Here is a 25,159-nt window from a genome sequence, read left to right as displayed (position 1 = left end):
AATTAAACATACAATCTCTGATCTTTTCCCGGCAGGCGCTATTAAAAACGCTGCGCAAACCAATGATTTACGCAGTGTTTTTGCAATCCTAGATCTTCTGCTCAAAAATCTTTAGAGCCTCCGTATCTTCATACTCTGCAATCAACTTCTTTAAGCGCAGCTTCAGATCGGCGGTTACTGCTTCAGACCCTTTAGTTCCATACAGGTTATGCAGTTCCTGCGGATCTTTCTGCAGATCAAAAAGTTCCCAGCTGTTGATCTCGCCGTAGAACCTCACCAGGGTATACCGCTCAGCGCGGATGCCGAAATGCGGATGCACATGGTGCGGTTTCGGGAACTCATAGTAGTGATAATAGGCATCCTTTCGCCAGTCTTTCACAGCGGCCTCGTTCTTCAGCAAAGGAAGAAACGACCTTCCCTGCATGGCAACAGGAGTTTTGATCCCTGCAATATCCAGTACAGTAGGCCCCCAGTCGTTATTCAGCACGGTACCTTTGATCACGCTTCCGGGTTTAACCACCTTTGGATAACGCACAACAAGCGGCACATGCAACGACTCTTCATAGATGAAACGTTTGTCAAACCAGCCGTGTTCTCCGAGGTAGAAACCATTGTCAGAGGCGTAAATCACCACAGTATTTTCTGCAAGGCCGCTTTTATCCAGGTAGTCCAGCAGCTTGCCTATATTCCTGTCCAGTGAGTTGGCTGTCGACAGATAATCTTTCATATAACGCTGGAACTTCCATTCCACCAGTGCCTTTCCTGTCAGTTTCTTCTGATCAAATTCAGCCGTGACCTTGTTATAATATGCAGAGAATACCCTTTTCTGCTCCGGGTTAAACCTGCGGTACAGCCCTTTGCGCAGGTAGTAGTCAAGCGCTTTTTCCTGTGCTGCAGTTGGTGCTGTATTGGCAAAGCGCTTTTTGATCAGGGCCTCTTTTTCCTGCTGTATCTGACCCTCGTTCAGATCATAATCCGCATGGATTTTCAGGTCGTCTTTTAAGATCATGGTCTGGTCGATCGTCATGTCCTGATCTTTTGCAGCCAGCCTGCTTTCATAATCATCATAAAATGTTGAAGGCAGCGGGAAAGTCACGTCGTCATAGGCACCAAGGTCCTGCAGATCTGGGAACCACTCCCTGTGCGTGGCCTTCTCTCCCACCACCAGGAAAAACGGTTTGGATTCATCCCTTTTGTCCAGCCACTGCGTAGCCAGCTGCGTGATGATATTGCTCACGTACCCTTCAATCTGAACGGTATCCTTTGCAGAGCTGATGAAATCAGGATTATAGTATTGTCCCTGTCCATTCAGGATATTGTAATAGTCAAATCCCTTCGGCAGATTGCCAAGGTGCCATTTGCCCAGCCATGCGGTTTGGTATCCACCCTCCTGTAACAGGCTCGGGAACAACTGCTGATCGGTATCAAACTTCTGCTCGTTCATCGGATAACCATTCTTGTGGCTGTATTTTCCGGTAAGGAAGGTTGCCCTGCTGGGCCCGCAGATCGAATTGGTGACGATGGCATTTTTGAACAGCGCACCTTCTTTGGAAATCCTGTCGATATTCGGCGTTTTCGCGATCTTATTGCCATATGCGCCGATGGCCTGGTAAGCATGGTCGTCCGACAGGATAAATATGATATTTGGGCGTTTTCCTTTTCCTGCAGCTGCCTGCGCAGAGGCGGTATTGCTGCCGGCTGTTACTGCGCCAAACAGTAAAAGCAGGGCATAAGCAGATTTAAAATGTGTCATCTTCATTTTTTTTTAAAGTTGATAAGTTAGATTCTTTTATTTAGGATAACCATCGTTTTGTGTTAAGCTTTTGTTTACATCCCGCTCCCGCTGAGGAATCGGGAACAGCACATGATAGTCCTGGATCAGCGTATTGCCGGTCGCCCGCATGACCGGAACCAGCTTGCCCGTTCTCACCAGGTCAAACCACCTCTGGTTCTCAAAGCCAAATTCCCAGCGGCGTTCGTTCAGCAGGGCATCCTGAAATCCGGCTTTGCTCAGTCCGGACAGATCTGCTGCTGCCGAAGGGCTTGCAATGGCCAGTCCGTAGGCACGTCTCCTTACTTTATTTACTGCCTCGTACGCTTCGGCTGTAGGCCCGCTCGTTTCATTGATCGCTTCAGCGTAAGTCAGCAGCATATCAGCATACCTCAGGACCGGGAAATTCAGCGTTGCCTCTCCAAGATTGGTAATCGCCGAAGGATCAAAATACTTGTACCAGTGCGGCCTGAAGGTAACCAGTCCGCCACCCGCATTGTACTGCGTAAAAAAGGTGCGGTCCTTACGGAGATCACCAGCCTTAAAGCTGTTGTAAAATTCTACCGTAGGCACGTCTGCACTGTTTCCGGCCACCGTACCGCCACCCGCCAGAGGGATAGTTGCCCGTGGCAGGTACAAAGCCATGGAAAATCCGTTCCCGGTACCCGTCAAACCTTTGTTTTGTATCGCAAAGATCAGCTCTTTGTTAAACCTGTTATCAGGTGTAAAGATATTGAAATAGCTGTCCAGCAATCCAAACTGTGGGTTATCCAGTACCTGCTTTGCCTTCAGCGCGGCATTGGGGTAATCCTTCAAAGTCAGGTATACCTTGGCCAGCAGCCCCGTTGCAGCAGCCTGTGTAGCCCTGCCCAGGTTTGCCGTCGTGTTCAGCGCATCCAGGTCAGTTTCCCCCGCTTTCAGGTCGGCCACAATCTGTTCATACACTTTCGCTGCTGCAGCACGCGGCTCGTTCACACCATCGAGCGACGTCACCGGATGCAAAACCAGCGGTACATCGCCAAACAACCTCACCAGGTTAAAGTAGAGTAAAGCCCTGATGTACTTTGCTTCGGCAATCAGCCTTTTCTTCTTTGCCGCATCCATTTCTATCGCGGGGATCTTGTCAATCGCCACATTTGCATTCGCGATAGTCTTGTACAAAGCGGTATACAGCACATAAATCCTGTCGTTTACCGGCCCGTACGTATAACCGTCAATGGCAAAAATAAACGCATTTGCTACACCCTGACCTGTTTCTGCATTATCGGTAGGCAGTTCAGCAAGCAGGTAAATACCACGAAAATAGATGTCCGTCTGGTTGTTCAATCCATCATAGGCCGCAGTAACACCTGCTTCGGCATCGGCATCCGTTTTATAAAAATTTTCAGCTACGAGCACTGAACTGGGCACTTCTTCCAGAAACTTTTTGCAGGAGGAAAAAAGCACGCTCGTAAGTACAAATAATAATATCAGTAAGTTCTTCATAATCAATAATTAAAAGCCAACATTAAGTCCCAGCAGGAAAGTCCTGGCATTTGGGTAAGAATCCGAATCTATGCCCCTCAGGATATTGTTTTGTCCCGATTGGTTCGATTCCGGATCATAGCCCGTGTAATGCGTGATCGTCAGCAGGTTAAGTGCAGAAGCATATACTTTCAGGTTGCTGATGCGCAGTGCTTTAACCACTTTTGCAGGAAGATGATAACCCAGGGTCACCGTATTCAGCCGCAGGTAGGAACCATCTTCGAGCAGTGCATCCGAAAACAGGAAGGCACGGTTCAGGCTGGCCCTCTGGATCGTATTGCTTGGATTCGTCGCTGTCCAGCGGTTCAGCACCCGCTGAGAACTGTTTTTTTGTCCCGTCGGCAGGTCAAGTTCCGCACGTGTACTGTTCAGGATCTCATTGCCATACACCCAGTTCACAGAGAAGCCCAGATCGAACGATTTGTAAGCAAAATCGTGCGACATGCCGCCAAAGAATTTAGGCTGCGCATTGCCTATAAACTTGCGGTCGGAGGCATCAATCTTTCCGTCGCCATTCAGGTCTGCATACCGCCTGTCGCCCGGAACTGCGGTTTTCTGTGCACTTGCCGCAACTTCGGCAGTGTTCTGGAAGATGCCTTCGCTTACATAGCCATAAAATGAACCCAGGGGTTGCCCCGGCTGGATTACAATCGGGTCAGAGATCTTCAGATAACCATTGATCTCGCCGGTAAGGATCTGGCTCACAGAGCCCAGGTCCAGCACCTTATTTTTGTTCCAGGAGATGTTAAAGTTGGCATTCCATTTTAAGCCTTTATCCAGGATATTTGCATTTAAGGACAGCTCCAGGCCTTTGTTCTCCAGGCTTCCGATGTTCTGCAGCGCAGAACTGAAGCCGGTAGACCAGGGCACATTGATAAACAAGAGCATGTTGGTGGTCTTTTTATAATAAGCATCCACAGTAACGTTCAGCCTGTTGTTAAAGAACCCTGCATCCAGGCCGATATCCGTCTGTGCGGTAGATTCCCATTTCAGATCCGGATTGGGGATATTTCCCGGGGCAAATCCTTTCACCACCTTGTCGCCGATGATATAACTGAAGCTGGTAAGGCCGGCGAGCGACTGATAGCTGGCGATTTCCTGGTTTCCGGTTTTACCATAACTGCCACGAAGTTTCAGCGCAGAAAAAACGTCCAGCTGTTTGATAAAATCTTCTTCCGAGAGCTTCCAGGCCAGTGATCCCGACGGGAAAAACCCGTATTTGTTATTTGCCCCGAACTTAGATGATCCGTCAACCCGGGCAGTCAGGGTCAGCAGGTACTTGTTTGCATAGGCATAATTGACCCTGCCCAGATAAGACATCAGGCTGAAGGAATTTACTGCCGTTACCGGCGAATTGATCACCGCGCCTGAACCCAGGTTATCGGCCTTCAGGTTATCATTCACAAAGCCCGAAGCTGAAGAAATGATACTTTCTGATTTATTCTTCTGGATAGTGAAACCGGCCAGGGCATTCAGAGAGTGTTTTCCCAAAGTATTGGTATAGGACAAAGTGTTTTCATTCAGCCATGAATTGCTGTTCAGCGAGCCCACCCTTCCCAGCCCCTGCACGGTATACCCTGCAAGCACTGTTCTCGGTGCGTAGTATTTCTCCTTGTTATTCAGCAGGTCGGCCCCAACGCTGCTGCGCAGGGCAAGTCCTTTTACCAGCTTCAGCTCGGCAAAAACATTGGCCAGAGTCCTGTTGGTAAAAGATTCATTGGTGATCTCGTTAGCTGTAGCTACGGGATTGCCCATCGGTATTCCACGGTCATTTTCCAGTGTATAGGCCCCGCTGGCATTGCGCACGGGCAGAATCGGCGAGAAAGCCAGGGCGGCCGCTACCACACCTATTGTTCCTTCGCCGCCGCTGGTAGCACTCAGCACCTGGTTTCCGCCGGTACGGCTGCTGGTTACCGTAGATCCGAAAGTCAGCTGGTCTGTCAGCTTCTTCTCAAAATTGAACCTTGCCGAATAGCGTTTGAAGCCGGAATGAATCACTACGCCCTCCTGGTCAAAGTAGTTGAGGGATACCGCATACTTCGTTTTCTGGTCTCCTCCGGAAACACCCAGCTGGTAATTCTGTACCGGGGCATCGCGGAAAATCTCATTCTGCCAGTTGATACCTTCACCGAATGAAGCGATCTGCTGGTCGGTATAAATTTTGCTTCCGTTTGCCTCATTTACGAGCTTTGCAAAATCTGTCGCATTCAGTACAGGGATTGTTTTTGCTACCTTCTGTATGCCCACGTAACTGTTAAATTCAATCTTGTCTGCACCTGCCTGTCCTTTTTTGCTAGTTACCAGCACTACACCGTTGGCACCTCTTGATCCGTAAATGGCCGTTGCCGAGGCATCCTTCAAAACCTCTATCGATACGATATCATTGGGGTTGATCAGTGCCAGTGCGTTGGTTTTGGGCCCGGAGATCACCCCGGAACTGAAGGAATTGTTATCATTGTATATCGGGAACCCGTCGATGACATATAAAGGCTCACTGCCGGTATTTACAGAATTGCTGCCCCTGATCCGGATAGATGTTCCGCCACCCGGCTGATTGGAAGTAGAGGTAACCTGTACACCAGAAGCCCTGCCCCTGAGCCCGTTGTCCAGCGAGGTTACGGGTGTTTTTTTGAATTCGCTTTCTGATATCGAGGCGATAGCGCCGGTAAGATCGGCCTTTTTCTGTGTTCCGTAACCTACTACGATCACATCATTGAGCTGGTTAAAGCTTTCTTTGAGGCTGATCACCACAGGGCTTTGGTCCACTACCACCGTAGCCTTTTCATAACCGATAAAACTAACGGTCAGCGTGTAGGGAAACTTCTGCCCGGTAACAAAGCTGAAACTTCCACTTTTATCTGTTGATACTTCATGGGTTGTGCCCTGGATATGAACGATTGCCCCGATTAGGGTTTCCTTGGTCTTTGCGTCAATGACTGTTCCTTTCAGTGAAGAGTTGATCAGTGGTTGAGTTTGCTGCGCTCCGGCAGCAAAGGGGATAATAAACAACAGCAGCAATACGTTTAATACATGCTGTCGTAAAGGTTTTTTTTTGTCAATATACTGCACATGCGGACTGGACAACCAGCCGGCATTTTGAATATTTGTCATATCTTTACAATGGTTTTAATTCGTGATTTGAGACAGGCGCCAACGCCAATTGTGACCTGTTTCATGATAAATTGAAATTCGGGGGGGAATACTTTGTATTTCCCCTTTTTTATGTTCTATTGTGTAAGTTTCTTTTGAATCGTCCTCCCTTCTGCTTTTTTTTCGTTTATATCTGAAAGCATTTAGTTGCTCAGCACCTATTTATCCTGTACACATCTGAACCCCAGATGCTCCATGCCACTGTCTTCAGTGCTTTTCATCCTGCGGGCCACGCGGAACCCTGAGCAATAGCTGTCATTGCATAAGAACGAGCCCCCGCGGATCACGCGTTTTTTTGCATATGGTTCTTCAGGGTCATAGGAAACTTTAGAGCCCGCCGGATCTTTTACCCCTGCCGGTTTATTTATCGTTTGATAATATCTGTTATCATAATAATCCGCGCACCATTCCCATACATTCCCCGCCATATCATACAATCCGTAGCCATTGGCCTGAAAAGATTTTACCGGAGCGGCATTATAAAAATGGTCTTTGAGCGTATTCCGGTAAGGAAAATTGCCTTCCCAGGTATTTGCTTTGGGTTTACCTGTACTGATCGGCTCATTTCCCCAGGGATAGATGTTGTTTTTTAATCCGCCGCGTGCCGCCCATTCCCATTCTGCTTCGGTAGGCAATCTCTTACCAGCCCATTTGCAGTAGGCCCTGGCATCAAACCATGAAATATGTACTACAGGATAGTTTTCCCGGCCCTTCAGGTTGCTCTTTGGCCCATGAGGATGTTTCCAGTCGGCACCTTTTTCCCAGCTCCACCACTGACTGTAATCCGTCAGCTCTACCGCGCCGCTTGTGGGTTTAAACACCAGTGAGGCCGGTACCAGCAGGCTTTTATCCGGTTCGGGAGTGCCCGGGGGCACTTGTTTCTTTAATTCTTCCCAGTCGGGTTTTTTCTCCGCAGTGGTTTTGTAGCCTGTAGCTTTTACAAATGCGGCAAACTGGGCATTGGTTACTTCGGTCACATCAATCCAGAAGCCATCAAGAATTACTTTATGTTTTGGAAACTCATCCGGGGCCGACTGCTTATTATCGCCGCCCATCATGAAATCACCACCTTTTACATAAACCATATTTTTGTGCGAACCAGAGGAAGCAGGTCCAGCCAGAGGGTCTTCATCCAGGTTAACACTCGCCAGCTTAAAGCGGCTGGGGATGTTGGATTCGCAGCATACTGCGGTTTTGCCATAAGCAGCACCTTTTTTGATCTGATGCCCCGCTCCTTTTACGTTTGCGGTATCAGCCTGTAGAGTGCTGTCCTGAACAAGGGGCTGCTGCGCCGTGGCAGAAGAACTGCTATGCCTGCAGGAAGCCAGGCTGAATACAGTAAGCATGCCGGCAGTAAAAAAAGTGTATACGTGTTTCATTAGTAATATTTAGTAGCGGATAAATCGAAGAAAACAGGTTAAATAACAGTTACGGAGAATAACTTAGTCAGGACAACAATTCAATCTGATCAATATTACTGACTTCATCTTTTGGTTATTTTGGGATATTGATATCGTTCGGCGGTAAATATATTAAATTTATAAAATAAACTACAATTTTACTAGAATTAATTATTGGCATTACAGCGCAGTATGCGGAAAAAAAATTTGATAGCTTTGCCCCAAAATGGTTTATGAACTGGATACTATTAATTATCGGCGGCCTTTGTGAAGTAGGCTTTGCCTTTTGTCTGGGCAAAGCCAAAGATGCTGCAGGGAATGAAATGTATGGCTGGTACGCCGGTTTTCTGGTGATGCTCTGCCTGAGTATGGGGCTGCTGATCAAAGCCACACAAACGCTTCCCATCGGAACAGCTTATGCTGTCTGGACAGGCATCGGGGCGATAGGTACTGTACTGGTTGGCATTCTTGTATTTAAAGAACCTGTTACCTTTTTAAGGCTGCTGTTTCTCCTTACGCTGATCGGCTCAATTATCGGGCTTAAAGCCGTGTCTCATTAAAAGCGGTCATTTTCCTTTCGCACCCGCTTTCAGGCTGGCCCGCATCCCTTCTTCATAACTTGTGGGCGTAAAGGAGAACGTTTTACAGAATTTATCGCTGTTGAAAAAATAGTCCTGCGTGTTCTGGTACTGCATTTCTACCAGCTCTTTTAACACGCTATTGAAAATACCGATGAAAGACAAAAGAAATTTACCAAGCAGCATATAGGAATTTTTCACACCCGCCATTCCGGTGGCCATTTTGATATACTGCCTTCCGGTTAGCCGTTCTGCAGAGGTCGGCAGGTGCCATACCTGGCCATAAGCACTGTCAGTATTGCCCAGCAATGCGGTTGCTTTGGCTGCGTCCGGGCTGTAGGTAAACGAGTGGACCTTGTCGGCATCGGCGAGCCAGTTTGCCTTCTTACCTGCAGAAATGTTATTTAACACCAGCACATTCAGAATGCCATTTTTTGCAGAAGGGCCATAAAAATCCGCGCTCCTGGCAATCACTGCTTTCAGGTTTTTATGCAGGATAGCATCATTGATCAGCGCTATATTCTCTGCCCTCACGGCTCCTTTTCTGGATGGCGGATTAACCGGGCTTTCTTCGGTCATATGAGGTATCGCGTCCTTGTCATACATGTATACATTGTCAAAAAATACCAGTTTACAATTGTATTTGAGACAGCCCTCAATCACATGCCCAACCAAAGCCGGCCATTGGGATTGCCATACCTTTAAATTGTATTTCATTCCCACAGTAAGATAAACCACCTCTGAGCCTTCTATGGCTTTCAGTACGTTTGCCCTTTCTGATAAATCCAGGGGCATCAGCTCGTCATCGTCATTTACGCGTTGAGGATGGCGCGAAACCAGCCTGATTTTTTTTGTGTATTGCTTCAGCTCTTTTGCGAGAAAATCCGAAATATCGCCTCCTGAACCCAGTATTGTTTGCATATGTCTTGATTTTGATCAGACAAAGTTAGGGGAAGCCCGCAGGCAAAAACGATGACTTAAGTTAAGCTTTTTTCGGTGATGATCATTCTTTTACGAATTCTGCTCAGGCTTTCAGGTGCCAGACCAAGGTACTGGGCAATGTACCGCTGCGGTACCCTTTGCAACAATCCGGGATTGCTTTGTACCAGCTCTCTGAACTGCCTCTCCGGCGACAGTGCCAGCATGGACTGAATCCGTTTGATGTTGTCTGTTGCAACTTTCTCAATAATGGACCTGCACAGTTCGGCCACCACCGCGGAGTGGTTAAGCATCTCCATGAGGTCGGTACAATTAATAACCAGACAGCTTACCGGCTCTATCGTTACAATATTCGTTACCGAACGCGATTTGCGCGAAAAGCTTTCAATGTCAGTAACAAATTCTGCTTCAAAACTAAAACTACAGGTTTTTTCCACACCATCATCCTTTGAAAAGTATTGCCTTACGGCACCCTCCATAATAAAATAGAGTTCATGTGCCACCTCTCCTTCGCGCAGCAGTATGCTGTTCTTTTTGAATTTCCGCGTTTGAAAAGCAGATAAAAACACGGCAGCTTCTTCCCGGGAGATGCCCGCTAATTTTCCAATGGCATTATAAAACAACATGTTCATCCCGTAAAATTACGTTATTTTCCTTTAAGCAAAGGTTTGTCGCATCCTGTCCTCCATCACCAGTTTCCTGATCAGATAGCAGCCACTCATCCATCGCTTGATGCGGTTAACCGTTTGGATCTCCGCTCTTTCTTTGATTTCGTCGTCCCGCCGGTAATAGTCTGGCATGACAGTCGTCATGGCGCTGTGGATCGCGGCAACATTCCCGTTCAGCATCAGGTCAGTATTTTCCTTCAGCAGGTCTGCCAGTGCATCTGCCATCGCTGCAGCATAATATGGGCAATCCCAGTCGTGACGGTAAGGTTCATCGCCTTTAATGTTCACCTTTTGCAGCGGATGCGAGAGGTCCTCAACAATTTCTGCGATGGCCTCCCCAAATACCTGCGTATATTCTGCAACAAAATGGTTCCACCAGCGGGGATGCTGGGGAAGTACTTTGAGCAGGGTATCACATACCAGCACACGGCAGGGGAAGTCTGGCTTTGAGGGATCCATGATAACCAGGGATGTTCCAAAATGGCCCTCCTGTGCAGAGTGCCTGCTGCATATCACAAAATACTGAAGTTCCGTTTGACCCGCTTCGCCCAGTTCTGCAGTCAGCGCTCTGATATCCTGCAGGCGCTCTTCGAGAAAGCCGCGTTTGAAAAGGATGTGCAAATTAGCTGCCGACTTGCCCGTACAACGCGCACTGTTCTGGTCAAACACATTATTGTTCGCCGGACGGCTGCTGAAATGGTTACCGCTGTTGTAACGGATTTCTTCAGATCCCTCAGGATAAGTGCTGATATCTGCCGTATCGCCGGCAGCAGTTTGCTTATCGGGTTGAACAGACCTGAAAGGGATGTGCATCTGTTCACTATCCATCCTGCGGGCAAGGTTATAGATCCGCTGTTCTGTTGGGGCCAGCAAGGGGTCTCCGCTCTGCGGATCAAAATGCACCACCTCAACACGCCTTCCCAAATGGCGCGCAATACAGCGGTTCTTCAGCAATTCCCGGATAGGATGTGTGGTATGTAGAAAGAAATCCCTCAGGGCATCGTTTGCCAGATATTGTTCCATGGTCTGATCAAACCGAAGGAGCGTCAGGTGTTCGTTAAATTTCACCCACGACCGTAAAAATCGTTGAATTTCCCGTTCAAAACGACGGTTAGCTGCTTCTGCAACGTGTCTGGTGCTGACTGGTGATTCCATAAAAGTTTTTTGAGGGAATAGAACAGGCCGCAGGAGGAAATTCAAGTCAGCTGTGAAAAATTCACTACCAATATAAATATGTTTTCACAGAAAAACTATAGCCAGAATATAATTATCTGATTAGAAGTACTTATAATTTTATAGACTTTGGTTTTTCAATTGTAAATAACCAGCAAAACAACGCAGATTTACAACAAAACAAGACATTGTATGATTTCAGATAGGTTATTTGGTCTCAAATGTCACAAAATCCAATCCTGCCGGATAGTATTCCTTTGCCTGCCTCAGCTTTGCCTGGCAAGTACATCACATGACAGGTGAAATGAAATCTCCAGCATCAATCTGCTTTCCTATTAGGATGATAAAAGCCGCTAAGCACCTGTAAACGGATTACAGATCCTTAGCGGCTTTCAATTAACTTATCGGTTCATTTCTAAAAAACAGTCTTCAGGTGATCAATGAGGATCACCTGTTTTTTTGTACCTGATCACATCCACTTTTACAGAAAGATCATCTGTAGTTTTGTGATTAGTCTGCCTGTTGATTTCAGCGAAAATAACAGCATCAGCGCCAACCTGCCTTGCTTTTTGAATCACCAGCTCTCTGGTCTCATCCCTGCTTCCATCTGAATCTCCGGTCGATGCATTCATGTGACCAATGACTTCAAAAGGACGCCTGACATCCTGCGCAGCATAAAAAACATCTACATTTCTTGTGGGCGTAAATTCTGATCCGAAATAGGTTGGTCCATAAAGGGCCATACACGATGACAAGCAGAGCAGTATCCCTGCGGGAAACAATAAATTTAATGGTTTCATACGGTTTCTTATTTGTGTAATACTAATATAAGCATCCCTAAACAAGATCAGAATATGATCTATTGTAATATTATCATGATCCAGATGGATGGATTTTGCCCATAATTAAAAAATACCTTGTATTTTAGGACTATATCATTGAACTTGAATAAGCATCAATATGAAACAGCATGTAAAGTCCATAAGGCCATTTATTGGTGCACTCGATTATGAAAAGTCCCAACTCTTCTACAAAGATCTGGGATTTGGGGTAACGGTATTAAACCCCGGCCTATCCCTGGTAAGATGGGGCGAGGTCAGCTTTTATTTGCAGAAATACTACACAAAGGACTGGGTGGACAATACGATGATTTTTTTCGAAGTTGAAAATGTACAGGATGTCTGGGATGAACTGGTTGCACTGGAACTTACAAAAAAATACCAGAGTGTAAGGCTAACCCCAATCCGTACTGAGGATTGGGGCCAGGAATGCTTCCTCCACGATCCATCCGGCATACTTCTGCATTTCGGAACGTTTCGTTAGTGCAATGTTTAAAAAAATATATTAGAGGCTGGTGTAAAAAGCCCTTTTAACATCTCTTTCAGATGAATGCCTATGGATGATCTAACAAGCATTAAGTTAAATAATTCATCATTTTGAAGATAGACTGAAGCCCGCTATTTCTTCGCCTGCATCAGCAACTCGGTATTCAGGCGGATATACTCCGGGATTTTAGCCTCAGTCGCTAATTTGATCCCTGCCTCCGCACTTTCTGCAGCACCTTTTTTATCGCCATTTTTCAATTGCATGCGCCCCTTCCAAAGTTTGGTCCAGGGCCCTGTAGGGTCTGTAACCTCAGCAGCATTCATCCATTCCAGGGCTTTGTTCAAATCCTTCCCGTTTTCAAAGTAGTATTGCGCTGCGGCGAAATATGGCTTCTTCTCCCCTTTCATCGCTTCATCAATACTTGCCATCACTTTAGCATCAATATCTGTGGTCAGATCAACTTTCACAATTGTGTTTTCCCAGGCAATCTGCATAACTGCCTTTGTTGGAAATACATCCGTGAAATCGATCGTAAAGGTTTCCACCTTATCTTTGCCGTTACCCGCTTTTACCCTGACCCTCAAAAAATCATCGGCCTCCTTATACTCATAAGCGCCCCATTGTTTGGTCGTTTTATTCAGGATCACTGTCCACTCCTCCTTTCCGGGGATGGTAAACAATGCGTACTCACCGGCAGGAACTGGCTTGCCCGCAAAAGTGACGTCTTCGGTAAAAGTAATCACCGTAGCGCTGTTTGCCCCGGTACGCCATACCGCGCCATATGGTTCCATCTTTCCAAACACCGTGCGCCCTTTGGTATTCGGACGTGAATATTTTACGGTAATCCTGCCCAGTCCAAAGTCCTGTATAATTGTTTGTTCCGAACTTGCAGCCGGCATTTTAATACCCTGTGCCTTTAATCCTGTAGCAGTGCCCATACATAGCAGTGCCAGGAAGGTAAATTTCATTGTTGTCTTCATATCTGTTTTATCTGGTTCATACGAAAATACAATTATTTTCAATTTTATGCAGTTATTAGCTACACCCCGCAAAACTTTGAATTTGTTAAATGTAAATTTAATCTCTTCTTTTATCATTGTTTGAATATTATAATCTCCGCATTGCCCCGCGCCGTATCTTAGTTTGATAAATTTCAAAGACATGAAGTATAGAAAATTCGGAAACACAGCTATAGAACTATCTGCAATTGGCCTGGGCTGCATGAGCATGAACCACGCCTATGGTGAGCCTGATGATGCAGAATCAGTCCTTACACTGGAGAAAGCTCTTGATCTGGGCATCAATTTCTGGGACACCGCAGATATTTATGCCAATGGCGCCAACGAGGAACTGGTTGCCAAAGTGTTAAAACCAAACCGTCAGAAAATATTTCTGGCCACCAAATTCGGGTTCCAGCTCAATCAGGGAAGTTCCTTAACACAGTTCGACGGCTCCCCTGCCTACATGAAAAAAGCAGTTGAAGCCAGCCTCAAACGCCTGCAAACGGATGTGATCGATCTGTATTATGCGCACCGTATTGACCCGAATATACCGGTTGAAGAAACGGTAGGCGCCATGGCCGAACTGGTAAAAGAAGGCAAGGTACGTTACATAGGCTTATCAGAAGCCTCAGCAAGTTCAGTGCGCCGTGCGCACAGTGTGCATCCCATCAGTGCCCTGCAAAGTGAATATTCTTTACTGACACGCGGCGTTGAAGAACAGATATTGCCGGTTTGCAAGGAATTGAATATCTCATTTATCCCTTTCAGCCCACTGGCGCGCGGACTGGTCACCAATACGCTTGATATCACAACGCTTAAAGATGGCGACTTCAGGAAATCCCTGCCACGCTTCCAGGAGCAGCATGCCAAAAACAACAAAGGCCTTACCCAGGAATTTGCAGAACTGGCCGCAGCTAAAAATGCAACTGCTGCCCAGCTGGCGCTGGCATGGGTGCTTGCCCAGGGCGATAACATCATCCCTATCCCGGGTACAAAAAGGAGAAAATACCTGACCGAAAATGCAGCTGCCGTAAACATTGACGTCACTGCTGACGATCTGGAAAAAATCGAAAGTTTGCTGAAAAAATATCCCGACACAGGCGAACGTTATGGCGCCGCAAACAACAAGCTGGTAGATAAAGATTAAATGATAGCATAACAATAAGTTAACAAAATTACCGGGACATTTACCCATCATTGATTTTAATCTGCAGATGCATCCCATTCTGTTAACCCACATTATGAAAAAACAATTATCAATCGCGCTCCTTACCATGCTGATGGCTACGGGCCAGCTGCTCGCACAAACGGCTAAACACGTAATCTTTGTAACTATCGATGGCTTCAGGCCTGATTTTTATCTCGACAGCGACTGGCAAACGCCCCGCCTGCGCGCACTGATGAAAGACGGAGCCTACGCCAAAGGTGTAAATAGTGTATTCCCATCCATGACTTACCCCTCACATACAACAATTGTAACAGGTGTACAGCCCGCAAAACATGGCGTATTTTACAACAACATATTCACACCGGACGGAGCGCAGCAGCAGCCCTACTGGCAGGACAGCTCCATCCATGTAAAAACCATCTGGAAAGCCGCTAAGGAACAGGGCATGACGGTAGCATCGCTCTACTGGCCCGTATCTGCAAACGCTCCTGTAGATTATAACATTCCGGATATCGGCAGCCTTGGCGATAAGGTGCGCGAAGAATACTCCCTGCCACTGGGATTTTATGCCGCGGTAAAGAAAGATGTATTTGGCGGAGCCGATAAAATCGATGCAGGGCTCAATCAGAATGTAGCAAAGATTGCGGCCTACGTCATTAATAAAAGTAAGCCGCAGCTGATGACAATTCACTTATTTTCTGTTGATCACGCAGAACATATGGCCGGGCGTTACGGGGCAGATGTACAGGAAGCTGTAGCTGATGCAGATGCTGCCGTAGGAATTATCGAAGATGCGCTGAAAGCAGCAGGTATCTGGGACAGCACGGTATTGCTGATCGGTGGAGACCACGGGTTCTATGATGTAAAGAAAACTGTTTCCCCAAATGTATGGCTTAAAGAAGCCGGCCTGATCACCGATCTTAAAAGTGGCGACTGGAAAGCACAGTTTAATACCTCCGGTGGTTCCGCCTACCTGTACCTGAAAGATCCTGCTGACATGGCAACAGTGAATAAAGTAAAAGCATTACTGGATGCACAGCCCGACAGTGTAAAGCAATATTACCGTATGATCAGCAAAGAGCAGCTCACAAAAGGCGGTTATAACCCAAATGTAGCTTTTGCACTTACCGGCGAACATGACGCTGCCTTTGGCAGTAGCTCCACTGTTGAGGCATTAAAAGCAGGCAAGGGCGGTACGCACGGCCACTTCCCCGACACTAAAAATATACGAACCGGCCTGATCGCACATGGCCCGGGCATCCGCAAGGGAGCCGTGATCGCAGAGATGAACCTGCGGGATATGACGCCGATCATTGTAAAACTGTTAGGTATCCCCTTTCCACAGGTCGATGGAAAAATACCCGCCGGATTATTAAATTAAGAATAAAATTAAAGGATTACATAGAACTTTACAGGTTACACATAGTCTGCGATGTAATTACACCATGATGAAAAGGTTAACTTTTTAACATATTTTAACATAGTTTAACAATTTTCTGCTTTTGAATTCATTTTTATTTCATTATAGCTTGTTATCGTATTAATACACTTATCCTAGGTTTGCCGCCAAACTTAAAGTGTATGATTTTAAAAACTACCACAAAATTGATTAGAAAGATCATTCCGGTAGCCTTGTTTTTTGTCTGCACCAGCGCAATGGCGCAGGCGCAGACAGTGCAGGGTACCGTGAGCGATAATGAAAACCAGCCCATACCCGGCGTTAATGTTGTGGTAAAAGGCGAAAAAGCACATGCTGTGACGGATGGAGCAGGAAAGTATAGCTTACAAAATGTAAATGATAAAGCTACGCTCGTATTTTCATCTATCGGATACATCACTCAGGAATTAGCCCCCGGGACAAAAACAACTTTCAATGTCCGCCTTGCTTCGGATGCTAAAACGTTAAACGAGACTGTAGTGGTCGGTTATGGCGTGCAGAAAAAGGCAAACCTGACCGGTGCTGTAGACCAGGTACGGAGCGATGCTTTACAGGGCCGCCCTATCCCTAACCTTACCCAGGGCCTACAGGGTGTACTGCCCAACCTTAACATTACCATGGCCGATGGTAAACCCACACAGTCGCCCAAGTACAACATCCGGGGTACCACCTCTATCGGACAGGGCGGAAGCGCTTTGATCCTGATTGACGGTTTTGAAGGTGACCCCAGCTTGCTGAACCCTAACGATGTGGAATCTGTATCCATTCTGAAAGATGCAGCTTCTGCAGCAATTTATGGGGCACGGGGCGCCTTTGGCGTAGTGCTCATCACGACTAAAAAAGCAGAAAAAGGGAGAACAACGATTGCTTTCACGTCAAACTTCGCTATTAAAAACCCGCTGCAAAAGCCTGATTTCGTTACTGATGGCTATACATGGGCCAAAATGTTTGCTGAAGCTTTTGTTAACGGAGACGGAGCTTTCCCGCAAAATGCCAACAAAACACAAAAGTTCTCACAAGCCTACCTTGATGAGTTTAAAAGACGTGTAGAATCCGGACAGCCCTACAACCAGGTAGAAGTAAACCCCACAACCGGCGAATATACCTACTATGGCAGTACCGACTGGTACAAGGAATTATACAAGAGCAACACTTTTGCGCAGGAAAATAACCTTGCCGTGAGTGGTAGCAATGAAAAGGCTGATTTTTTCATTTCTGCACACACACTCAACCAGGATGGTCTTTTCAGGTATAATTCTGATGATTATAACATGAAGAACATGCGCGCAAAAGGTAGCGTACAGGTTTTCCCATGGTTAAAAATTGAAAATAATGCAGATTATTCTGTAATGAACTACCATAACCCAATCAACGTAGGGGAAGGTGGCGGTATCTGGAGAAACATTGCGGATGAAGGCCACCCTACTGTGCCTATGCTCGATCCGGATGGATCGCTTACATTTACCGGTGCCTACACCGTGGGTGATTTCTATCTGGGCAAAAACGGAATTGATACCCGTAAACAGGTTTTCAGGAACATCACCGGTTTGAGATCTAATTTCTTCAACAACAAGTTCCGTGTCAACGCAGATTTCACCTTTAGAAATACCCATAATGATGTTGAACAAAAACGTGTGCAGGTTCCATACAGCACTGGCCTTGGACAGCTTGCGTATGTAGGTACGACTACAAACGACTTAAAATTTGACCAGCGCACCACCGATTATCTGGCAACAAACGTGTATGCTGAATTTGAGAATACTTTTAAAGGTGATCATTACCTCAAGTTTATGGTGGGATATAATTACGAGCAAAGTACCTACAACAGGCTACTCGTACAGCGTAACGGCTTAATCTTCGAAGATGCAAACGATCTTAACCTGGCGCTTGGCAACCTGACCACTACGGGTGGCGGCTATGATCAATGGGCCTTCATGGGTGAATTCTCGCGATTAAATTACGCCTTCAAAAACAAATATCTCTTAGAAGTAAACGCCAGGTATGACGGTTCTTCCAAGTTCCCATCCAACCAGCGCTACGGTTTCTTCCCTTCGGTCTCTGCCGGATGGAAAATCAACCAGGAATCTTTCTGGCATGTTTCGCCAAAAGTGATCTCAGAGCTCAAAATTCGTGCTTCATACGGATCTCTTGGTAATGGAAATATTGACTCCTATGCTTACCAGGAGCTGTTCAACATTACTTCGTCTACACAGATCCTGAATGGCGCGAGACCACCGGTGACCAGTATACCAGCGGTATTGCCAAACGGCATTACCTGGGAAACTTCTACAACAACCAACCTTGGTCTTGATCTCGGAATGTTTAACAACCGCTTAAACTTTACTGGTGATATTTATGTGAGAAATACCACAGATATGTTTACCGTGGGATTAACTGCTCCGGCAACCTACGGCGCTACAGTACCAAAAGGAAACTATGCAGATTTACGCACCAAAGGCTGGGAGGCATCGGTTTCATGGAGCGACCTGATCGGTAATTCGAGCAAGCCCCTGAGATACAACGTACGACTGACTGTTGCAGATAATAAATCCAAAATCACGAGGTATAACAACCCTGATAAATTGCTGAGCGATTATTACGAAGGACAAACGATCGGCGAAATCTGGGGTTATACTACCGAAGGTTTCTTTATCGACCAGGCCGATATTGATTCGCATGCCAAGCAGAGCCCGCAAATGCGTGCTTCGCCAACCAATATCTGGGCGCCAGGTGATATAAAACTGAAAGACATGAATGGTGACGGATTTATCAACGTGGGTACCAACTCCGTGAACAATCCTGGTGACAGAAAAATCATCGGTAATAAAGCTCCCCGCTATATGTACAGTATCAATCTCGGAGCAGAATACAACAACTTCTTCTTCAGCACCTTCCTGCAGGGTGTAGGTAAGCAGCAGTGGTATCCAAGTACAGAAACGGAGATGTTCTGGGGACAGTACAACAGGCCCTATAATAACATCCCTAATTTCCAGGTGGGCAACATGTGGACACCAGAGAATACAGATGCTTATTTCCCAAGGACTATGTCCCGTGCCGCATCAAGCGATACCAACAGGGAGCTTGGCGTAGCACAAACGAGATACCTGCAAAATGTAGCTTACCTGAGAATGAAAAACCTGCAGTTCGGTTACAACCTGCCGGCACGGTTGGTATCTAAAATCGGTGCCCGCACCGCGAAAGTATATTTTTCCGGAGAAAACATATTTACCTGGTCTCCTTTATACAAGGTTGTAAAAAACATAGATGTTGAAAACGCAGTTCCTTCAGACCAGGACCTGAATGCGGGCTCTACCAATGGTGATGGTTATAACTATCCTTTGATGAAAAGTTATTCATTGGGGCTAAGTGTAGTATTTTAATAACGATTAAAGATAAAGAGATGAAAAAACAATATATATGGATCCTGCTGGGCATTTTAAGTATCACTGCCTGTAAAAAGCTGGATCAGGAACCAGAGTCTACTGCCAGCAAGGCGGCCGTCTTCGGTACAGAAGCCGGATTAAAACTATATACCAACTCCTTCTACCAGATGGACTTCCTGCCAAGGAACTCTACCAGTCAGGATGCATTTTCAGATTATTTGGCAGTGAAGAGCGTAAACAATTTTATCCGTCCGGGAGCATACTCTTCTAACCTGAGCACAGGCTGGACATGGACGAATTTAAGGAACATCAACTACTTTATAGCAAACTGTAACGACCCTGCAATTCCTGCAGCGGTAAGAAACAACTACCTGGGATTAGCCAGATATTACAGGGCTTACTTCTATCTGGATAAAGTGAAAAGGTTTGGAGACGTACCATGGATTGGTAAACCACTGGATGTAGATGATCCAAAACTGATGTCGGGCAGGGATAAACGCGAACTGGTGATGGATTCGGTACTGGCAGATATAAATTTTGCCTGTGCAAACATTTCGGCTACCAATGATGCAAGCCGTACTACTGTTACCAAATACGTAGCCTATGCTTTTAAGTCGAGATTATGCCTTTTTGAAGGTACCTTCAGGAAGTACCATACAGAACTGAACCTCTCTTCTTCTGCCAGTACCTGGCTGGAAAATGCTGCAAGTGCGGCTAAGGAAATCATGGACAAAGGCGGATACAGCATCAATACCGCCGGTGGCGCAGGAGTTTCCTACCGTCAGGTTTTTACGAGCACAACACCGTTAGCCTCTGAGGTATTACAGTCTGCCGTTGCAGACGTAAACCTTGGTGTGCTCAATGAAGCCAACTGGTGGTGGACCAGTGGTACTTATGGCGAGAAAGCCAGTTTTACCAGGACTTTCATCAACACCTATCTCAATATAGATGGAACTCCTTACACGAATAACCCGGCATACCCAACCATGTTGTTCAAGGATGAAGTAAAAAACAGAGATCTGCGGTTAAAGCAGACAATCCGATCGGGCGACTACAAACGGATCAGCAATGGCGTGCAGGTGCCTGCCCCTCCAGTATTCTCTTATACATTTACCGGATATCAGCCCATCAAATGGACGCTGGATGACATGTATTATGATGCAGGTGCTTTAAATATCAATGCCGTTTCACTTTTCAGATATGCCGAAGTATTGCTCAACTATGCAGAGGCAAAGGCTGAGCTGGGCACGCTTACAGATGCCGACTGGGCAACTACCATTGGTGTACTGAGAGCCAGAGGCGGCATCACCGGGGGATTGAGCACTAAACCTAAAGTGGCCGATCCGTACTTGGTGGCAAACTACTTCCCGGGAATCTCTGATCCAACTATCCTGGAGGTCAGAAGAGAAAGAGGAATCGAGCTGAGTCTTGAAGGTTTCCGCTTCAGCGATATCCTGAGATGGAAAAGAGGGCCCCTGATGAACCAGGAATGGAATGGTTTCTACGTGCCGGCATTGAATACGCCAATGGACCTGAACGAGGACGGGATCCTTGATGTAGCATTTTACCAGGGCACACAGCCAGCGGCTGTTGCGGGCGTAACGTATGTGAACGTTTCCCCTACCATTAGCGGGGCAACAAATTCCCAGCGCTTAAAGAGCAACACCTTTGGCGAGCTTACCTGGATGAATGAGATTGTAAGACAGTGGGACGATAAAATGTACTACTATCCGATTCCGCAAAGAGACTTACAAAAGAATCCTGCTTTAGGACAAAATGCCGGCTGGCAATAACGCCGGGAAGTATTTTACGAAATAGTTTATTCTAAGAGAAGGGCTGCATCATCCCATATGATGTGGCCCTTCTCTTATCCGCCCTGTGGCCACAGCTTCAAAGCCGTTGGTATCCATATACAGCAATCACAAAAAGCGATTACAATTATCACATTTAATCGTTTTTAACAATCAGATATCATGCTTAATTTTGTATGATCAAAGATTAAAATTTTCAGGCTATGCAAAACACATCAGTTCATTACCGTACCATACAGGTCAGCAATTTAAATATATTTTATCGCGAAGCAGGCGAGGCAGATGCACCAACTATCCTGTTGCTCCACGGCTACCCTACTTCTTCACACATGTTCAGGAACCTGATCCCAATCCTGAGCAAAAAATATCACGTTATCGCCCCGGATCTGCCAGGGTTTGGTTACTCTGATGCACCGGGCCATGACCAGTTCAGTTATACTTTTGATAACCTGGCGGAGATCATGCAATCATTTATCGGCCAGCTTGGGATGAAACGATTTGCCGTGTATGTATTTGATTACGGTGCCCCTGTTGGGTTCCGCCTTGCAATGGCCAATCCTGAAAAAGTTACCGGCATCATTTCCCAGAATGGCAATGCCTATGAAGAAGGGCTAAGCCAGGACTGGAACCCGATACAAAAATACTGGGAAGACGACTCTGCAGCCAACAGGAATGCACTGAAAGATTTTGTCAGCAAAGAAGCTACCTGGTACCAATATCATGAAGGTGTATCAGACGCTTCACTGATCGCCCCGGAGAGTTATACGCTCGATCAGCATTTCCTGGACAGGCAGGGGAATGTTGAAATCCAGCTGGACCTGCTCAGGGATTACAGGACCAATGTTGCACTGTATCCGGATTTCCATGCCTATTTCCGTAGCACCCGTCCGGCTTTGCTGGCAGTATGGGGAAACAAAGATCCCTTCTTTATACCTGCCGGGGCAGAAGCCTACAAGCAGGACCTTCCCGATGCGACAGTAAAATTTTACAACACCGGTCATTTTGCGCTGGAAACTCATGCGGCGGAGATCGGTACGGACATCCTGGCCTTCATGAGCACTCTGCCAGCGTAACGAATGGTAATTTAAGGGGGGTGTTTAGTTAAAGTTTTGCCTGAAGCCGACCGGAGAAACGCTGGTTTTGTTTTTGAATAGTTTGCTGAACGTTTGCGGATAATCAAACCCCAGCGCATAGGCAATCTCAGCAACAGACAAATCATTTGCCGATAACATTTCCTTCGCCAGCGCAATGAGCTTATCATGGATATGCTGCTGGGTACTTTTGCCGGTCAGGGTTTTTAACAAACCACTGAGATAATTTGCAGAGACATGCAGCGCATCAGCCACTGCCACTACCGTTGGCACTCCCGTTTTACTTAAGCTTTCAGGGCTGAAACATTCTCCGAGCACGACTTCCAGCCGGCTGAGCAGGTCATGGCTGCTCAGCTTGCGGGTGAGGAACTGCCGGTGATAAAAGCGCTGTGCATATGCCAGCAGCACTTCCAGCTGGCCGATGATGATGTTTTGCGTAAAATCGTCAATAACCAGCTGATATTCAGTTGCAATATGTTGCATCATGCCGTTTAGCGTAGCTTCCTCCTGTTCAGAGAGAAAAAGCGCTTCGTTCACGGAGTAATCGAAATACTCGTATTGCCTGATGCCTTTGGCAAGCGGCGTATTCCACAGAAAATCAGGATGGAAAAGCAGCAGCCATCCGGAATGCTCAACAGGATCAGCGGCTTCTGCCTCAATACCGATTTTCTGACCGGGTGCCATGAAAGTCATGATCCCTTCATCAAAGTCGTACGACTGCTGCCCATATTTAAGTTTGGCATGGAAATTCCTTTTCAGGGCAATTGCGTAAAAGTCCAGCACCCAGCTGGAAGGATGGCCTGCGATGTTTCGCATATCTTCAAACCGTACCACGCTCACCAGCGGGTGCACCGGCCCTGGCAACTGCCTGAACCGGTGAAACTCAGAAATGCTTTTGATATGTTCAGGCCCCTCGGTTGTCATGTCCTAATATACCTGTTTTTGAAAGGCCAGTGCAAATTCTCTGGCATAATCCTGCATCTTTATTTTACCCGGCACCGGCCTGTGCTCCAGATAGTCTTCGGCTATTAAACCATGATGATGCCCCAGCTGTAATTCTACGAGCAATTCCGCTGGTTTTAGGGGCAGGCCCGCAGCCTGCAGGTTTTCCATTGCCTGTTCTTTGCTGATCAGTTCCCACTGCAGATCTGGCCGGGCGATGGACTGACCCAAAATGCGCGCCACCTCATTGCAGGTGAGTTCGTCGCTGGCCACATATCTGATTTTTCTGCCCTCAGTGTAATTTTCCAGCTCTTGCGCTACCGCAACAGCTATATCTTCCGGTGCTACGAGCACGGTAAGGTCTTCCCCGCCATAGCAGGCAGAGATTTTTCCGGTGTATTTTATCGCAGGGATAAAGCCCAGCAGATTGTAGTAAAACGAAGCAGGGCGAACATGGGTGATACTGACCTCTTCAGGAAGCCCGTTCATGATCTGCTCCAGATAATACGTGCCAACTATCCCGCCGGTACCGTTATCACGATGGGCACCCCAGCTGCTCAGATTCACAACGCATTTAACCCCGGCTTTAATCACCGCCTCTGCATATGCTTTGCCTGTAATACTGAATTCCGCAACAGGGTCCAGTTCAGGGTTCATATAGCTTACCGGGGGCACCATCGTGTATACAGCATCCGCGCCGGCAAAAGCTGTGCTTAAAAACGCAGCATCTTTTACGGAGCCAATTGCCGCTTCGGCACCTATGTTCTCAATTTCTGTCCGCCTGTCGGTACTGCTGCTCACGATCGTCAGCGCATGTCCTTTGGCGATAAGCATTTGTGCGAGCGGTTTACCGATATGCCCTAAAGAGCCTGTGATTACAATTTTCATAAGATATATATTTTTTTCAGATTGGTTATTTGTCTTTTTTCAGATTTATTGTTGCTTGACTTGATGAGCGGCCTGCAGCTAAAGGCGGTCAGGCAATCATAAATATTGATCTTAAGCAAAGTTGCGGATCAGGACCTCAACTGCTTTAATGAAATCTCTCCTTGTTGTGCCGAAATCTCTGTTTCTTCATCCCAGTCTGACTGTTGATCATAGTTACGGTTGCCTATCAGCGTTCTGCCACATGATGTGCTGAATTATCAGCCCAAATTATCTTATCTTGCTGTCTCTGCTCACAGTACATCAATTTTTATCGTCATATGACAGACCGCATTCTTAGTAATATCGCAAAACATATTCAGCTGAGCGAAGAGGAAACCATTGTATTCACTTCATTGGTGGTGCGTAAAACGGTGACCAAAAAAACTTTGATTTTGCAGGCTGATGAGGATTGCCGGTATCTGTACTACGTGCATTCGGGAGCTTTACGATCCTACTATATTGATAAAGACGGAAAGGAATCTACCATCATGTTCGCTATTGCCGACTGGTGGATTACTGATATGTATTGTTTTTTAAATAGAAAACCAGCAATGACCTATCTGGAAACGATTGAGGAAAGTACGATCTTTCAAATCAGCAGGCCCAACTTTGACCTGCTGCTGGAAACTGTCCCAAAGTTTGAACGGTTCTTCAGGATACTCATGCAAAATGCGTATACCCGTGAACAGTTGAGGGTAATGGAGAATTTATCCCTGACAGCAGAAGAAAGATACCACAGCTTTGTCCGCAAATACCCCCAGATCGCCAGGCAGGTCACGAAAAAACAGATTGCCTCCTATCTTGGTATTACCCCTGAATTTTTAAGTACGCTAAGAAAGCCTGAGATATAATACACCCTCTTAAGGTAC

19 protein-coding genes are annotated in these 25,159 nt (G+C 46.5%); 8 read left to right on the top strand and 11 right to left on the bottom strand.

Annotation, left to right across the window (positions count from 1 at the left end; genetic code table 11):
- Positions 1-88: 88 nt before the first annotated feature.
- The 4 genes from FN831_RS04010 to FN831_RS03995 all read right to left on the bottom strand — a co-directional run bounded on the left by FN831_RS04010 (position 89) and on the right by FN831_RS03995 (position 7,824).
- Positions 89-1,753, bottom strand: a complete 1,665-nt coding sequence (locus tag FN831_RS04010) for a sulfatase family protein (protein WP_142526929.1) — start codon at positions 1,751-1,753, stop codon at positions 89-91.
- Positions 1,754-1,789: 36 nt separating this feature from the next.
- Positions 1,790-3,256: a RagB/SusD family nutrient uptake outer membrane protein gene (locus FN831_RS04005; RefSeq protein WP_142526928.1), complete on the bottom strand. Its 1,467-nt coding sequence runs from the start codon at positions 3,254-3,256 to the stop codon at positions 1,790-1,792.
- A 9-nt stretch (positions 3,257-3,265) separates the two neighbouring features.
- Positions 3,266-6,406 (bottom strand): SusC/RagA family TonB-linked outer membrane protein, encoded by a 3,141-nt coding sequence (locus FN831_RS04000; RefSeq protein ID WP_142526927.1) that lies wholly within the window; start codon positions 6,404-6,406, stop codon positions 3,266-3,268.
- A gap of 197 nt (positions 6,407-6,603) precedes the next feature.
- A complete protein-coding gene (locus tag FN831_RS03995; RefSeq protein WP_246101329.1) occupies positions 6,604-7,824 on the bottom strand; it encodes a formylglycine-generating enzyme family protein in 1,221 nt (406 codons plus the stop codon).
- Between the two features lie 254 nt (positions 7,825-8,078).
- Between FN831_RS03995 and FN831_RS03990 the strand changes: the two genes are divergently transcribed.
- Positions 8,079-8,405 carry a DMT family transporter gene (locus FN831_RS03990; protein ID WP_142526926.1) on the top strand — a complete coding sequence of 109 codons (327 nt, stop codon included), beginning with the start codon at positions 8,079-8,081 and terminating at the stop codon, positions 8,403-8,405.
- Between the two features lie 6 nt (positions 8,406-8,411).
- Here the strand turns inward: FN831_RS03990 and FN831_RS03985 are convergent, their stop codons facing one another.
- The 4 genes from FN831_RS03985 to FN831_RS03970 form a co-directional block, all read right to left on the bottom strand.
- Positions 8,412-9,344 (bottom strand): NAD-dependent epimerase/dehydratase family protein, encoded by a 933-nt coding sequence (locus tag FN831_RS03985; protein WP_142526925.1) that lies wholly within the window; start codon positions 9,342-9,344, stop codon positions 8,412-8,414.
- A gap of 56 nt (positions 9,345-9,400) precedes the next feature.
- On the bottom strand, positions 9,401-9,994 hold the full coding sequence (locus FN831_RS03980) for a Crp/Fnr family transcriptional regulator (protein WP_221931260.1): 594 nt from the start codon (positions 9,992-9,994) through the stop codon (positions 9,401-9,403).
- A gap of 24 nt (positions 9,995-10,018) precedes the next feature.
- Positions 10,019-11,185: a hypothetical protein gene (locus FN831_RS03975; protein WP_142526924.1), complete on the bottom strand. Its 1,167-nt coding sequence runs from the start codon at positions 11,183-11,185 to the stop codon at positions 10,019-10,021.
- A 455-nt stretch (positions 11,186-11,640) separates the two neighbouring features.
- Positions 11,641-12,003: a hypothetical protein gene (locus FN831_RS03970; protein WP_142526923.1), complete on the bottom strand. Its 363-nt coding sequence runs from the start codon at positions 12,001-12,003 to the stop codon at positions 11,641-11,643.
- 160 nt (positions 12,004-12,163) lie between these two features.
- On the opposite strand from FN831_RS03970, the gene FN831_RS03965 reads away from it, so the two are divergent.
- The gene (locus FN831_RS03965) at positions 12,164-12,526 is read left to right on the top strand and encodes a VOC family protein (protein ID WP_142526922.1); all 363 of its coding nucleotides are present in this window, start codon (positions 12,164-12,166) and stop codon (positions 12,524-12,526) included.
- Between the two features lie 134 nt (positions 12,527-12,660).
- On the opposite strand, the gene FN831_RS03960 is transcribed toward FN831_RS03965, so the two are convergent.
- Positions 12,661-13,509 carry a DUF2911 domain-containing protein gene (locus tag FN831_RS03960; RefSeq protein WP_246101328.1) on the bottom strand — a complete coding sequence of 283 codons (849 nt, stop codon included), beginning with the start codon at positions 13,507-13,509 and terminating at the stop codon, positions 12,661-12,663.
- 181 nt (positions 13,510-13,690) lie between these two features.
- On the opposite strand from FN831_RS03960, the gene FN831_RS03955 reads away from it, so the two are divergent.
- The 5 genes from FN831_RS03955 to FN831_RS03935 all read left to right on the top strand — a co-directional run bounded on the left by FN831_RS03955 (position 13,691) and on the right by FN831_RS03935 (position 22,403).
- Positions 13,691-14,677, top strand: coding sequence for an aldo/keto reductase (locus FN831_RS03955; protein ID WP_142526921.1), 987 nt, complete (start codon positions 13,691-13,693; stop codon positions 14,675-14,677).
- 94 nt (positions 14,678-14,771) lie between these two features.
- Positions 14,772-16,079 (top strand): alkaline phosphatase family protein, encoded by a 1,308-nt coding sequence (locus FN831_RS03950; RefSeq protein ID WP_142526920.1) that lies wholly within the window; start codon positions 14,772-14,774, stop codon positions 16,077-16,079.
- Positions 16,080-16,279: 200 nt separating this feature from the next.
- On the top strand, positions 16,280-19,516 hold the full coding sequence (locus tag FN831_RS03945) for a SusC/RagA family TonB-linked outer membrane protein (RefSeq protein ID WP_142526919.1): 3,237 nt from the start codon (positions 16,280-16,282) through the stop codon (positions 19,514-19,516).
- 20 nt (positions 19,517-19,536) lie between these two features.
- Positions 19,537-21,312: a RagB/SusD family nutrient uptake outer membrane protein gene (locus FN831_RS03940; protein ID WP_142526918.1), complete on the top strand. Its 1,776-nt coding sequence runs from the start codon at positions 19,537-19,539 to the stop codon at positions 21,310-21,312.
- A gap of 221 nt (positions 21,313-21,533) precedes the next feature.
- Positions 21,534-22,403 carry an alpha/beta fold hydrolase gene (locus FN831_RS03935; RefSeq protein ID WP_142526917.1) on the top strand — a complete coding sequence of 290 codons (870 nt, stop codon included), beginning with the start codon at positions 21,534-21,536 and terminating at the stop codon, positions 22,401-22,403.
- 24 nt (positions 22,404-22,427) lie between these two features.
- Here the strand turns inward: FN831_RS03935 and FN831_RS03930 are convergent, their stop codons facing one another.
- Together FN831_RS03930 and FN831_RS03925 are read right to left on the bottom strand one after the other, a co-directional pair.
- Positions 22,428-23,345, bottom strand: a complete 918-nt coding sequence (locus FN831_RS03930) for a helix-turn-helix domain-containing protein (RefSeq protein WP_142526916.1) — start codon at positions 23,343-23,345, stop codon at positions 22,428-22,430.
- A 3-nt stretch (positions 23,346-23,348) separates the two neighbouring features.
- Positions 23,349-24,251, bottom strand: a complete 903-nt coding sequence (locus tag FN831_RS03925; protein WP_142526915.1) for an NmrA family NAD(P)-binding protein — start codon at positions 24,249-24,251, stop codon at positions 23,349-23,351.
- A 317-nt stretch (positions 24,252-24,568) separates the two neighbouring features.
- Here FN831_RS03925 and FN831_RS03920 point away from each other — a divergent pair, with 317 nt between their 5' ends.
- Positions 24,569-25,141, top strand: a complete 573-nt coding sequence (locus FN831_RS03920) for a Crp/Fnr family transcriptional regulator (RefSeq protein WP_142526914.1) — start codon at positions 24,569-24,571, stop codon at positions 25,139-25,141.
- Positions 25,142-25,159: the final 18 nt, after the last annotated feature.

It is taken from the genome of Pedobacter westerhofensis, from assembly GCF_900182595.1.
In the GTDB taxonomy this organism is placed as follows: domain Bacteria; phylum Bacteroidota; class Bacteroidia; order Sphingobacteriales; family Sphingobacteriaceae; genus Pedobacter; species Pedobacter westerhofensis.
Note: the sequence above shows the minus strand (reverse complement) of the source record. Positions and strands in the feature narration are given on the sequence as shown.